The following is a 13,300-nucleotide window of genomic DNA, read 5'->3' as shown; positions in this document are numbered from 1 at the left end:
GATCAGCCGCCGCCTCACCCACCGCGCACCTCCGAGAACGGGACGTCGCGGTCCACCTCGTACTCCTTCGGCAGGCCGAGGATCCGCTCGGCGATGATGTTGCGCTGGATCTGGTCGGTGCCCCCGCCGATCGAGGTGAAGTAGGCGTTGAGCGCCAGGAAGGTCGCCTCGTCGCCGATCGGCTCCTCCGGGCCTTCCACCATGGCCCGCGGGCCCGCCAGGGCGGTGCGCACCCGGGCGCTCTCGTGCAGGATCCGGGACATCGCGAGCTTGCCCAGCGACATCACCGACGACGAGGAGCCCTGCTCCACCTCGGCCTTGGCGCGCAACGCGTTCCACTCGTTGACCGTGCGCAGGGCCGCCACCCGGGCGAGGTCCTGGCGCACCACGGGATCGCCGAGCCGGCCGGTCTCGGCGGCCAGCCTCACGAGCTCGTCGCCCACCTCGGCCATGCCCCTGTCCGAGCGCCCCGCGCGGGCCCGGTCCCCCATGACCGACCGCTCGTAGGCCAGCGCGGTCTGCAGCACGCGCCAGCCCTCGCCGAGCCCGCCGAGCCGGTGCTCGTCCGGCACGCGCGCCCCGGTCAGGAAGACCTCGTTGAACTCCGACTCCCCGGTGATCTGCCGCAGCGGCCGGACCTCGACACCGGGCTGCCGCATCGGGAAGAGGAAGAAGGACAGTCCGCGGTGCTTCGGGACCGACCAGTCGGTGCGGCACAGCAACATCCCGTAGTCCGCGGTGCGGGCCGACGAGGTCCAGACCTTCTGCCCGTCGACGACCCACTCGTCCCCGTCGGGGACCGCCCGGGTGCGGACGGCGGCGAGGTCCGATCCCGCGCCCGGCTCGCTGTAGAGCAGGCACATCGCCACCTCGCCCCGCAGCATCGGGCCGACGAACCGCTCCTTCAGCGCGTCCGAGCCGAAGCTCAGCACGGTGGCCGCGTACAGGTTGTGCCGGTCCTGCCCGGAGCCCGGGGCGCCGACGCGGCGGAACTCCTCCTCGACGACGTGGCCGTCGTCGTCGGACAGACCGCGGCCGAACCAGCGGCGCGGCCAGCGCGGCGCGGCCCACCCCGCCTCGACGACCGCCGCGACGAACTCCGTCCGGGGTCGGCCTGCGCTCATCGTCGCGGGGTCCCATTCGGCTGCCAGCCAGGCGGCGACCTCCGCGCGCACGCTCATGTCATGCTCCTCTGCAGGTGGCGCTCCCGGTGGTAGGCGGCATCCCCGAGCAGCTGGGCGCTCGTCCGGGCCCGGCGCAGGTAGAGATGGGCCGCCTGTTCCCAGGTGAAGCCGATCCCGCCGTGGATCTGGATCGAGTCCGCCGCGATCCGCACGAAGGCGTCGGAGCAGTAGGCGCGGACGAGGCTCGCCAGCGCCGGCAGGTCCGGGTCGCCCTCGTCGGCCGCCGCGGCCGCCCAGCGCGCCGCGGAGATCGCCGACTCGGACTCCAGCAGCAGGTCCGCGAGCATGTGCTTGATCGCCTGGAAGCCGCCGATGGGCCTCCCGAACTGCACACGCTCCTTGGCGTAGGCGACCGTCCGCTCCAGCACGAAGGCCGCGGCACCGGCCTGCTCGGACGCGAGCGCGACGGCGGCGAGGTCGAGCGTGCGGTCGAGCACCGGGCCGGCGCTCCCGTCCCGGCCGAGCAGCTCGCCCGGGGTGTCCGCGAACGTCACCCGCGCCAGCCTGCGCGTCCGGTCGACGGTCTGCAGCGGGTGCCGCTGCGCGAGCCGGCCGTCCACGGCGAAGAGCGAGAGGCCCGCCGGGGTGCGGGCGGGGACCAGCAGGAGATCGGCCGCGTGCCCGTCGACGACGTACGGCTCCTCCCCCGTCAGCCGCCAGCCCTCGGCGGTGCCCGCCGCGGCGACCCCCGAGCCGGGCGGACGACGGCCCGGGTCGGGCGCCGACACCGCCACGGTCGCGACGGTGTCGCCGGTGGCGATGCCGGGGAGGTACCGGGCCTGCGCGTCGGCGTCGTCGCACTCCAGCAGCAGGGTGGCGGCGAGGGCGACGGTGGCGAACAGCGGTGCGCAGAGCAGCGCGCGCCCGGCCTCCTCCAGCACGATCCCCAGCTCGACGCGCCCCGCGCCGGCGCCGCCGTGGTCCGCGGGGACGATCAGTCCCTGCAGGCCGAGCTCGCCCGCCATCCGCTTCCAGACCGCGGGGTCGTGCCCGGCCCCGGTCTCCATCAGCCGGCGGACCTCGGCCTCCGGCGAGCACTCGGTCAGGAACCGCCGCACGGCCGCCCGCAGGTCGGCGTGCTCGGGCGGCACGGCGAAGGCCGGCATCTCCACCTCCGTCGGTTACGGACGACCGTCATCCGATATCACCCGACCGTAGGCGCCGCCCGCGCGACATCGCAAGAGTGGCCCGGGTGGCCGCCACCTCGCCGGTCTATTGCGGACGACAAGAGTTCGTTTTAGCGTCCGGAAGGCTGTCTGACCGGCGCAACGGGGCGAGGTGGGCATTCCGCGATGACCGACGGTGAGCTGCCCCTGCACGGGGTCCGCGTCCTCGACCTGGCCGACGGCGTCGCCGCGGTCACCACCCGCCTGCTGGCCGACCTCGGGGCGGACGTCGTGCGGGTCGAGCCCCCGGAGGGGGCGCCCGCGCGGCGCCGCGAGCCGGTCGTCGCCGGGACCGGCGTCGCACACCTGGTGCAGGACGCGAACAAGCGCTCGGCCGTCGTCGACGCAGCGGACCTGGCCCGGCTCGTCCGGTCGGCGGCGATCCTGGTGCACGACCGCCCGCCCGGCGCCGACGACGGGCTCACGGCGGAGGAGCTCCACGCGCTGAACCCGGCGCTGGTCGTGGTGGCGGTGACGCCGTTCGGGCAGACGGGGCCCTACCGCGACCGGGTCGCCACGGACGAGGTGCTGCTGGCCATGAGCGGCGCGCTCGCCCGCTCCGGCAGGCCGGGGCTGCCGCCGCTGCCGCCGCCCGCGGCGATCGCGGGCCACTCCGCCGCCGTCCAGGCCGCGTGGGCCACGCTCGTCGCCTACGCCGGGGCCCTGGAGTCCGGTGTGGGCGATCTCGTCGACGTGTCCCTGCACGAGGCCCTCACCCACGCCGTGGACCCGGGCTTCGGCATCTCCGGCAGCGCGACCGGCGGGGCGCGCGCCATCGGCACCCGGGACCGGCCGGACGTCGCACACCTCTACCCGATCTTCCCGTGCGCCGACGGGCACGTCCGCATCTGCGTGCTCAGCGGCGGCAGTGGCGCGGCATGTGGGGCTGGCTGGGCGAGCCCCCGGAGTTCGCCGATCCCCGCTTCGAGCACATCGGGATCCGGTTCGAGGCCCGGGACCGGCTGTACCCGCTGATCGCGGCGCTGTTCGCCGGGCGCACCCGCGACGACCTGGTGGACGAGGGCCAGAAGCGGGGCGTCCCGACCGCCGCGGTGCTCTCCCCCGCCGAGGTCCTCGCGGCCGACCACTTCGCCGAACGCGGCGCCTGGGCGGAGGTGGCGACCGGCGCCGGGCCCCTGCGCGTCCCGGCGGGTCCGGTCGAGCTGGACGGCCGGCGGGCGGGCCTGCGCACCCCGGCCCCCGCCCTCGGCGCCCACACCGCCGAGGTCCTGACCGAGTGGGTGCGGCCCGCGCCCCCGCTGCCCGCCACCCCGCTCGCGGGCCTGCGCGTGCTCGACCTCGGGGTCATCGTCGTCGGCGCCGAGATGGGCCGGCTGTTCGCCGACCAGGGTGCCGAGGTCATCAAGATCGAGAACCGGGCGTTCCCGGACGGCAGTCGGCAGACCGTCACCGACACCCCGATCACCCCGTCGTTCGTCTGGGGCCATCGCGGGAAGCTCGGGCTCGGGCTGGACCTGCGCCGTCCCGAGGGGACCGAGGTGTTCCGGGCCCTCGTCGCCGAGTCCGACGTGGTCCTCACCAACTTCAGGCCGGGGACGATGGAGTCGCTCGGCCTCGGCTACGCCGACCTCGCCGCCGTCAACCCGCGGATCGTGGTGGTCGACTCCAGCGCGCTGGGCGCGACCGGCCCGTGGAGCAACCGCATGGGGTACGGGCCGCTGGTCCGCGCGTCGACGGGACTCGGCGCGCTCTGGCGGCACGACCCGGCCGACGGCGGCGCGTTCGGCGACGGTGCCACGGTCTACCCGGACCACGTCGCCGCGCGCCTCGGCGCCCTCGCCGCCCTGGCCGCGGTGCTCGACCGGCCGCGACGCGGGCGGGGGCGCCGCGTCAGCGTGTCCCAGGCCGAGACCATCCTGGCCCAGCTCGCCGAGGTGCTGGCCCTCGAGTCGCACGTGCCCGGCTCCGGCGTCGAGTGGGCACGGACCGGCCCGGACGCCCCGCGCGGCCCCTTCCCCTGCGCCGGCGACGACGAGTGGTGCGTCGTGGCGGTCCGCGACGACGCCGACTGGGCCCGGCTGCGGGCCGTCCTCGACCTGCCGGACGATCCCGGCCTGCGGACGGCGGCGGGACGGCGGGCCCGGCGCGGCGAGATCGGGGCGTGGGTCGCGGCCTGGACCCGGACGCGTCCGCCCGAGCAGGTGGCGGAGCTGCTGCAGCGGGCGGGGATCCCCGCCGGGGCCATGCAGCGGCTGGTCGACCACGCCGACGACCCGCACCTGCGCGCCCGCGGCTACTTCCGGCTGCTGCACCAGCCCCAGCTCGACGAGGTGCTGCCCACCGTCAACGGACCCGCGGTGTTCCGCAGGCTGCCGGAGCCGCGGCTGCGCCCGGCGCCGCTGCGCGCCGAGCACACCGAGGAGGTGCTGGGCCGGGTGCTGGGCATGCCGGAACAGCGGATCGACGAGCTGGTCGAGTCCGGGGTGCTGGAGTCCCGCCGGAACGGCTGAGCTGTTTCCGCGCGCAGCCGGCGCTCGAGCCCGCGCCCTCGGCCTGCCCCTCAGCCCGCGCCGGGCCGTCCCTCCAGCACGAGGTCGACGAGCTCCGCCGCGTACCGCTCGCCGCCCGCGATCACGACCTTGCGCAGCCGGTCCGGGGTGGCGAGGGCGTGGTTGAGCATGGCGCCGCACACCGCGTCGAGGACGAGGGTCGGCGAGGTGCCCGGGGCCAGCTCGCCCCGGGCGATGCCGCGGCGGACGATCGCCCGGGCGGCACGCACGCGCTCCTCGTTGCGGCGCGCGTAGAGGTCGGCGAACACCTCGGGATGGGTGCGGGCGTCGACCAGCAGCCGCAGCCCCGCGATCCCCGGCGCCCCCAGGTACTCGACGAGGAGCTGGCGGGCGAGCACCACCAGCTGGTCCCGCACGGAGCCGGTGTCGGGCACGTCGATCCGGGTGCCCGAGCGCTCGATCGCGTCGACCAGCAACGCCCGCGCGGACAACCAGCGGCGGTAGAGGGCGGGGCGGCCGACACCCGCGCGGCGGGCGACCGCCTCGAAGTTGAACCCGGCCCACCCGAGGTCCGCGTAGACCTCCAGGGCGGCCTCGAGCACCTTGTGGTCGACCTCGGGGTCGCGCGGGCGGCCGGCCCGACGCGCGGGCGCCCCGGCCGCGCCGCCCGGGACGCCGGCGCGGTCCGCGGCCCCGTCCGCTCCGGGACTCGTCGACATGGCCGGAGTATCGCACCCGATGTGCGTCCGCCCATTCGACGCGGCCCACGGCTGGTCGGACTTCCGTTGTCCCCCGACGTGCCCGCGGTCACAGTGGCGGACGTCCCTGTGCGCGGGCGGACCCGGGTGGTCCGGCGCCCCGCGCTTCCCCGGCCCGCTCAGACGAGGAGACCCGTGTGACCACAGCAACGACGCTGCGCCGCACCCGTTCGAGAGTGGTGGCGGTCCTGCTGGCCGTCCTGGCGGTGGTGCTGGCCGCCTGCGGCGGCGGCACCGCCGGCTCCGGCGGAACCGGCGGGTCCGGGGGCGGGACGATCGACCCGAACGGCACGTTCCGCTACGTCTTCGTGCAGAACCCGTCCACGTTCGACCCGCACAAGTCCGCCAACCCGTGGGACATGATCTTCTTCCGGCTCGTCTACGACCAGCTCATCCGGGAGAACGAGAACGGCGAGCTCGTGCCGCAGCTCGCCACCTCGTGGGAGTTCGTCGACAACGAGACCGCGCTGGTCATGAAGCTGCGCGACGACGTCACCTTCTCCGACGGCACGAAGTTCGACGCCGCGGCAGTCAAGGCGAACATCGAGCGGATGAAGACCCTCGACGGCAGCACGCAGAAGGGCGCGATGGCCCGCGTCGCCGGTGCCGACGTCGTCGACCCGACCACCGTCCGGATCAACCTGTCCGGCCCCGGCGGCAACCTCCCCGCGCTGTTCAGCGGCACCCCGGGCAGCATGATCAGCCCGGCCGCGATGAAGAACCCCGACCTCGACCAGAAGCCGGTCGGCTCCGGGATGGCCCGGCTGGTCGACTACGTCCCCGGCCAGGTCAGTCGCTACGACCGCACCGAGGGCTACTGGGACCCGGAGGCCGCGAAGGCCGCGCACTACGAGATCTACGTGCAGACCTCGGCGCCGACCCGGCTGAACATGCTGCAGACCGGCCAGGCCGAGCTCACCTACCTGGACCCGTCCCAGGCCGACCAGGCCAAGGGGGCCGGGCTCAACACCGCCGAGTCCAAGAGCCTGTCGATCATGTCGATGTACATGAACACCGGCAAGCCGCCCTTCGACAAGCTCGAGGTGCGGCAGGCGTTCCAGCACGCGGTCGACCGCCAGGCGATCGTCGACGGCGTGTTCTTCGGCCTCGGCAAGCCGGTCGCGCAGTACATGCCGCCCGACTACTGGGCCTTCGACCAGGCCGTGACCCCGGACAACCCGGACTACAGCTACGACCCGGCCAAGGCCCGGCAGCTGCTCGCGCAGGCCGGCTACCCGAACGGCGTCGACTTCGAGATGCTCGTCCCGAGCCTCGACGACCACCGCGCGGTGGCCGAGGCGCTGGTGCCGATGCTGGCGGAGTCCGGGCTGCGCGCCACGACCCGGGTGATCGAGTCGCCCACCACGCCGCAGACCTTCTACGGCCGCCAGGAGGGCAACGCCTTCCCGGGCATGGGCGCGCCGTTCCAGGACCCGACCACCGTGTACCAGGCGAGCCTTCCGGGCCAGTACGCCAACCCGTGGAACACCACCACCCCGGAGTTCGAGAAGGCGTGGCTCGACGCGCTCAGCGGCGCGACCCGGGACGCCCGGCTCCCCGCGATGCACCGGATGATCGAGGAGGAGAAGAAGATCCTCAAGAGCTTCCCGCTGCACGCGCACTACCCGCCGTCGGCATGGACGGACAAGGCGGTGTTCCCGGAGGGCTACCGGCCCGCCTACGCACCGACCTTCTACGGCGTCGGGGTCACCGCGGGCTGACGCCGACGGGCCCGGTGGGGACGGGGCGCACCCCCGCCGGGCCACCGCGGCGGCGCGGGTGGAGGAACACCCACGGATCCCGCCCGAGGGGTGGGCATCCGTCCGTTGTCCCTCCCCCGCGCCGATCGCAGACTCGGTGCGGGGCGACGCTCGTCAGGACCGGCCCCGCACCCCATCTCACCAGCACGGGAGGCCCGGCATGCGGCTCGACGGCAAGGTCGCGGTGATCACCGGCGGCGGCTCCGGCATTGGCGCGGCAACCGCGCGGACCTTCGCCCGGGAGGGCGCGGCCGTCGTGATCGCCGACATCGACGAGGCGGCGGCCGAGAAGGTCGCGGCCGAGGTCCGGGAGGCGGGCGGGACGATCGAGGCGCGGGTCTGCGACGCCTCGCGGCCCGAGGAGATCGACGCCCTGATCGGGTTCGCGCTGGACCGCCACGGGGCGCTCGACGTGCTGCACAACAACCACGTCGCCTTCGAGCCGGGCCGTGTCGGCGACCTCTCGCTGGAGGGGTTCCGGCGCTCGCTCGACGCGAGCCTCGTCGCCTACTGGTACGCGATCAAGGTCGCGCTGGTGCCGATGCTGGCGCAGGGCCGCGGGGCGATCGTCAACACCGCCTCGGTGTCCGGGCTCGCCGGCGACTACGGGCTGGGCGCCTACAACGTGCTCAAGGCCGGCGTCGTCAACCTCTCCCGGGTCACCGCGATCGAGTACGCCCGCAAGGGCATCCGCTGCAACGCGGTCTGCCCGGGCCCCATCGGCACCCCGCCGATGGACCGGCTCCACGACGCCGCCCCGCAGATCTGGTCGGACATCCGGGAGGCGATCCCGATGGGCCGGTACGGCCGGGCCGAGGAGATCGCCGACGCCGTGCTGTTCCTCGCGTCCGACGAGGCGTCCTTCGTCACCGGCACCCACCTGGTCGCCGACGGCGGGCTGTGGGCCCACTCGGGCATGCCGCCGATCGGCGGGCTCGGCCCGGACTTCTGACCTGCTCCACACCAGAACCTGCTCACGAACCGGGAGCGACATGACCACGCTGGAGATCCCGAACATCGGGACGTTCGACGTCGAGCTGTGGGAGGAGGGTGCCGGCACACCGCTGCTCTACCTGCACGGGTACGAGCGCCATCCCGGCGGCGCCGGGTTCCTGAAGCGGCTCGCCACGGACCACCGGGTGCTCGCGCCCGAACAGCCCGGGTACGGGAACTCGACCGGCTTCGAGCACTTCACCGACGTCCAGGACGTCGCGCTGTTCTACCGCGAGCTGGTCGAGTCGTGGGGTCTCGGGTCCGTCGACGTCGTCGGCCACTCGCTGGGCGGGATGTTCGCGGCCGAGCTCGCCGCGATCGCCCCGCAGCTCGTGCGCCGCCTCGTGCTCGTCAACGCCTACGGCCTCTGGCTCGACGACGAGCCGACGCTCGACCCGTTCGGGCCCGCCGACCAGGTCAAGGCCGCGAAGTGGCACGCCGGGCCGCCGGACGTCGAGCCCACCAACTTCGTGCCCGACCCGGACGACCCGCACGCGCCCATCCTGTTCTCGGCCCGCAACCTCGGGTCCGCCACCAAGTTCATGTGGCCCATCGCCGACCGCGGGCTGCGCCGCAGGCTGCCGCTGATCGACGCGCCCACGCTCGTCGTGCACGGGACCTCCGACGGGCTGCTCCCCGTCTCGTACGCCGAGGAGTTCGTGCGGCTGATCCCGGACGCACGGCTGCACCGCATCGAGGCCGCCGGGCACTACCCGATGGTCGAGCAGGAGGACGAGTTCGTGTCCGCCGTGTCCGCGTTCCTGGCCGGCTGAGGGAGGGGATCCACATGGGACGAGTGGAGGGCAGGATCGCCCTGGTCACCGGCGGTGCCGCCGGCATCGGCCGGGCCACGGCCCGCACGCTGGCACGCGAGGGCGCGAGCGTCGTCGTCGCCGACATCGACCTCGACCGGGCGAAGGTCGTCGCCGAGGAGATCGGTGGGGAGGCGCTGCACTTCGACGCGACCGACGCGGAGTCCATCGAGGCCCTCGTGGCCGCGGTCGTCGACCGGCACGGCCGCATCGACGTGATCCACAACAACGCGGCGCTCGTGGGGCCGGACGCCTGGTTCACCGACGGCTCCGTGATCGACACGAGCCTGGAGATGTGGGACCGGGCGTTCGCCACCAACGTCCGCAGCATCTTCCTGATGTGCAAGTTCGCGCTGCCGCACATGGTCCGGAACGGCGGCGGGTCGATCATCAACATGGCGTCCGTCGGGGGGCTGCGCGGCAGCCCCGCCCTCACCGCGTACGGCACGACCAAGGCGGCGGTCGTGGGCCTCACCCGGTTCGTCGCGGCCCAGCACGGCAAGGACGGTGTGCGCTGCAACGCCATCGCCCCCGGCGTGATCCGGACCCAGCAGCTGCTCGACGCCGTGCCCGAGCTGCCGGTCCGCGCGCTCGAGGGGGTGGCCTCGCCGCGCGTCGGCGAGCCCGAGGACATCGCCAACATGGTGCTGTTCCTCGCCTCCGACGAGTCCGCCTTCGTCAACGGCGAGACCTACCGCGTCGACGGCGGCGCCATGGCCACCGCACCCGCCAACCGCACCCTGGAGACGCAGAAGTGAAGTTCCACTGGTTCGCCCAGCAGTACTACAGCAAGCTGCCGCCGGAGTACGGCGACACCGTCGAGAGCTCCTGGGTGACCCCGCCGGCCGCCTACGCGGACCCGCGCCAGGTCGGCGAGGACTACCACACCTACATCCGGCTGATGCAGCAGGCGGACGGCCTCGGCTGGGACTCGCTGCTGCTCAACGAGCACCACCAGACGTCCCTGGCGATGACGCCGTCGCCCAACCTGATCGCCTCGATCCTGGCCGCGACCACGGAGAACGCGGCGATCGCGCTGTGCGGCAACTCCCTCGCCCTCTACAACCCGCCGATCCGGGTGGCCGAGGAGATCGCGATGCTCGACGCGCTCTCCGGCGGGCGGATCATCGCCGGGATCGTGTTCGGCACGCCCATGGACAGCGCCTTCTCCTACGGCGTCCCGCCCGTCGAGCTGCGCGAGCGGTTCCACGAGGCCCGCGACCTGATCACCCGGGCCTGGAAGGCGACGGAGCCCTTCGCGTTCAACGGGAAGTACACGCAGCTCCGGTACGTGAACCCGTGGCCGCGGCCGGTCCAGGACGAGATCCCGGTGTGGATCCCGGGCAGCGGCAGCGTCGAGACCTGGGACGTGGTCAACGCGCTGGACTACTGCTACGGCTACCTCTCCTTCTCGGGCCGGCAGTCCGCCGAGCCGATCGTCAAGGGCTTCTGGGAGCACACCGAGGCCACGGGCGGGAACATGAACCCGAACCGGATGGCCTTCACCCAGGTCATCTGCTGTGCGGACACCGACGAGGAGGCGGAGCGCCAGTACTCCGAGGCGGTCAAGTACTTCTACCGGCAGAACCCGACGGCGATCTGGCAGGCCACCCCGCCCGGGTACACCTCCCAGGCCTCGATCCGGGAGAACCTGACCCGCGCGAAGACGATCTCGGCGGAGGAGCGGCTGAAGGCGCAGCGCGGCGAGCTGAGCTTCTGGGAGTACGACGAGCTGGGCTACATCATCGCCGGCACCCCCGAGCGCGTCGAGCAGCGGGTCCGGGCGCTGTGCACGGACCTGCGGATCGGGCAGCTCATCACGTGCATGCACGTCGGGAACCTGCCCGAGGACGTGGCGGCGAAGAACAACCACCTGGTCGGCACGCAGGTGATCCCGAAGCTCCGGGACGTCTGGGCGGACGAGGAGGACCGCTGGACCCCGAAGGTGAGCCAGGAGCGGGTGGCGGCGAAGTTCGGGGCGCCCGCGCCCGTGTGACGGACGCGGCCTCGTCACGGTCTGCGGCAGCCGTCGCCCGGATTGGGCTGTTCGTGGGATCCCGCTCGGGGTGCACGCTCCGTAGGCTGCCGGTGACTGAACGATCGATCAGCCACCGGTAGCCGGAGGGATCCGTGCCCGACGAGGACCTCAGTGTCGAGGAGACGCTCGCCAGGTTGCTCCGCCTGCTCGCCACGGAGGCGCCCGACGAGTCCTTCCACCGGCTGGCGGAGCTCGTCGAGGCCTGCGAACCCGGGCCGGGGCGGGAGACCCTGCTGCACGCGCTGCGGCGCGGCGCGATCGTGCGGACGAGGCTCCAGCGCCGCCGGCGGCGGGAGAAGGAGACCCAGGCCCTCCTCGAGACCGCCCGCGGGCTGGCCGCGCTGCGGGACGTCGACGAGGCGCTGAACGCCATCGTCGCGCAGTCGCGCCAGCTCCTCGGCACCGACGCGACCTACCTCGCGCTCGTCGACCCGGTCCGCGGCGACGTCGCCATGCGGATCACGCTCGGCACGGTGACCAGGGCGATCGAGTCGGTGCGCCAGCCGAAGGGCACCGGTGTCGGCGGGATGGTGGTGGCCACCGGCGAACCCTTCGCGACCCGCGACTACCTCGCCGATCCCCGCATCACCCGGGACCCTGCGGTGGCCGATGCGGTCGTGCAGGACGGCATCGTGAGCATGGCCGGGGTCCCGATGCGGCTCGGCGACGAGGTCATCGGCGCGCTGTTCGTGGCCAACCGGCACGAACGCGGTTTCGAACGCGACGAGATCTCGCTGCTCTCCGCCCTCGCCGACCACGCGTCCATCGTCATCGAGAACGCGCGGCTGTTCGGCGACGCGGAAGCCACTGCGCGCCGCCTGCGCGACGCGAACGCCGAGCTCGCCCGGCACGGCGAGGCCCTCGAGCGCGCGAGCGCCGCGCACGAGCGGCTCATCCCGATGGCGCTGCACCGGGCCGACCTGGCCGACCTCGTCGGCGCGGTGGCCGAGATGCTCGACGCGGACGTCGCCGCCGTCGACCCGGACGGGGCGGTGCTCGAGGCCGCGGCCCGGCCCGGCGGCCCCGGTTCCGTGCCGCCGCCCGACCCGACGGACGGGCTCGCCGCGGACGCGACCGGCGCGGTGCGCGTCGGCCCCACGAGGTGGGCCGCCCCGATCCGCGCCGGCGGGGAACGGTTCGGTCATCTCGTCCTCGAGGCCGCGGGGCCGGTGCCGGACACCGATGTGCGGATCCTGGAGCGGGCGGCGCAGACCGCGGCCCTGCTGCTGCTCATGGAACGGCAGGTGTCGCTCACCGAGCAGCGGCTGCGCGGGGAGGTGGTCGAGGAGCTGCTCGCCGAGCGCGAACCGGACTGGGCCGCCTTCGACCGCCGGGCCCGCCGCGCCGGGCCGCGCGGGCTGGACCTGCGGCGCCCGCACACGGTCCTGGTCGTGACGGCCGAGGGCTCCGGGCGCCGGTCGCTGGTGCGCGCGGCCTCCGCGCAGGCGTCCCGCCGGGGCGGCCTCGCCCTGGAGCACGGGGCGCACGTCGTGGTGCTGCTGCCCGGCGTCGACCCGGCCGTCGCGGCCCGCGAGGTCCCGGAACAGCTGAGCCGCGCGACGTCGGCGCGGGTCACGGCCGGTGTCGCCGGGCCCGCCGCCTCCGCGCGCGAGCTGCGGGCCGCCCACCGGCAGGCGGACCGGTGTCACCGGTTGCTGCTCGCCCTGGGCCGGGAGGGCGAGGGTGCGACGACGGACGAGCTCGGCGCGCTGGGCCTGATCCTCGACGGGACCTCCCGGGCCCAGGTCCGCGCGCTGCTCGCCCAGACGGTCGCCCCCCTGCAGCGGTACGACGAGGAGCACGGCGCGGAGCTGCTCCGGACCCTCGACGGGTACTTCGCCGCGGGCCAGAACCCGCGCGCCGCCGCGAAGGCGCTGCAGCTCCACCCGAACACCGTCTACCAGCGGATCGACCGGATCGACCGGGTGCTGGGCCATCGGCGCTGGCGCGAGCCGGACGGCTCCCTGAGCGTCCAGGTCGCCCTGCAGCTGCACCGGATCCTCGACCACATCCCCCTCGAGGACCTGGTCCCCGGCTGAGCCCGCGCACCGTTGATCGGAGCGCTCCCGGCCGCCTACACTATCTGAACGATCGTTCGTCAAGTCCGTGCCACGTCCC

10 protein-coding genes and 1 pseudogene are annotated in these 13,300 nt (G+C 74.2%); 8 read left to right on the top strand and 3 right to left on the bottom strand.

From position 1 onward, the window contains the following. Positions 1-14: 14 nt before the first annotated feature. On the bottom strand, positions 15-1,181 hold the full coding sequence (locus tag PKE99_RS19300; protein WP_037047320.1) for an acyl-CoA dehydrogenase family protein: 1,167 nt from the start codon (positions 1,179-1,181) through the stop codon (positions 15-17). Continuing rightward, positions 1,178-2,290 carry an acyl-CoA dehydrogenase family protein gene (locus PKE99_RS19295; RefSeq protein ID WP_271214897.1) on the bottom strand — a complete coding sequence of 371 codons (1,113 nt, stop codon included), beginning with the start codon at positions 2,288-2,290 and terminating at the stop codon, positions 1,178-1,180. The genes PKE99_RS19300 and PKE99_RS19295 overlap by 4 nt, the downstream gene beginning before the upstream one ends. 186 nt (positions 2,291-2,476) lie before the next feature. Here PKE99_RS19295 and PKE99_RS19290 point away from each other — a divergent pair. Continuing rightward, positions 2,477-3,510: pseudogene (locus PKE99_RS19290) on the top strand (CaiB/BaiF CoA transferase family protein); the annotation flags it as partial. A gap of 81 nt (positions 3,511-3,591) precedes the next feature. Then, complete coding sequence (locus PKE99_RS19285; protein ID WP_438865909.1) at positions 3,592-4,821, top strand: CaiB/BaiF CoA transferase family protein; 1,230 nt, start codon at positions 3,592-3,594, stop codon at positions 4,819-4,821. A 50-nt stretch (positions 4,822-4,871) separates the two neighbouring features. Here the strand turns inward: PKE99_RS19285 and PKE99_RS19280 are convergent, their stop codons facing one another. Beyond that, on the bottom strand, positions 4,872-5,540 hold the full coding sequence (locus tag PKE99_RS19280) for a TetR/AcrR family transcriptional regulator (RefSeq protein WP_037047322.1): 669 nt from the start codon (positions 5,538-5,540) through the stop codon (positions 4,872-4,874). Positions 5,541-5,716: 176 nt separating this feature from the next. Here PKE99_RS19280 and PKE99_RS19275 point away from each other — a divergent pair, with 176 nt between their 5' ends. The 6 genes from PKE99_RS19275 to PKE99_RS19250 all read left to right on the top strand — a co-directional run bounded on the left by PKE99_RS19275 (position 5,717) and on the right by PKE99_RS19250 (position 13,221). Further along, positions 5,717-7,300, top strand: coding sequence for an ABC transporter substrate-binding protein (locus tag PKE99_RS19275; RefSeq protein ID WP_156067685.1), 1,584 nt, complete (start codon positions 5,717-5,719; stop codon positions 7,298-7,300). Between the two features lie 199 nt (positions 7,301-7,499). Next, a complete protein-coding gene (locus PKE99_RS19270; RefSeq protein ID WP_037047328.1) occupies positions 7,500-8,291 on the top strand; it encodes an SDR family NAD(P)-dependent oxidoreductase in 792 nt (263 codons plus the stop codon). Between the two features lie 40 nt (positions 8,292-8,331). Beyond that, positions 8,332-9,105 (top strand): alpha/beta fold hydrolase, encoded by a 774-nt coding sequence (locus PKE99_RS19265; protein WP_037047330.1) that lies wholly within the window; start codon positions 8,332-8,334, stop codon positions 9,103-9,105. A 14-nt stretch (positions 9,106-9,119) separates the two neighbouring features. Then, positions 9,120-9,902, top strand: coding sequence for an SDR family NAD(P)-dependent oxidoreductase (locus PKE99_RS19260; protein WP_051737616.1), 783 nt, complete (start codon positions 9,120-9,122; stop codon positions 9,900-9,902). Continuing rightward, positions 9,899-11,140 carry an LLM class flavin-dependent oxidoreductase gene (locus PKE99_RS19255; protein WP_037047332.1) on the top strand — a complete coding sequence of 414 codons (1,242 nt, stop codon included), beginning with the start codon at positions 9,899-9,901 and terminating at the stop codon, positions 11,138-11,140. The genes PKE99_RS19260 and PKE99_RS19255 overlap by 4 nt, the downstream gene beginning before the upstream one ends. Positions 11,141-11,274: 134 nt before the next feature. After that, a complete protein-coding gene (locus PKE99_RS19250) occupies positions 11,275-13,221 on the top strand; it encodes a helix-turn-helix domain-containing protein (RefSeq protein WP_037047334.1) in 1,947 nt (648 codons plus the stop codon). Positions 13,222-13,300 lie beyond the last annotated feature (79 nt).

The organism is Pseudonocardia halophobica, assembly GCF_027922425.1.
In the GTDB taxonomy this organism is placed as follows: domain Bacteria; phylum Actinomycetota; class Actinomycetes; order Mycobacteriales; family Pseudonocardiaceae; genus Pseudonocardia; species Pseudonocardia halophobica.
Note: the sequence above shows the minus strand (reverse complement) of the source record. Positions and strands in the feature narration are given on the sequence as shown.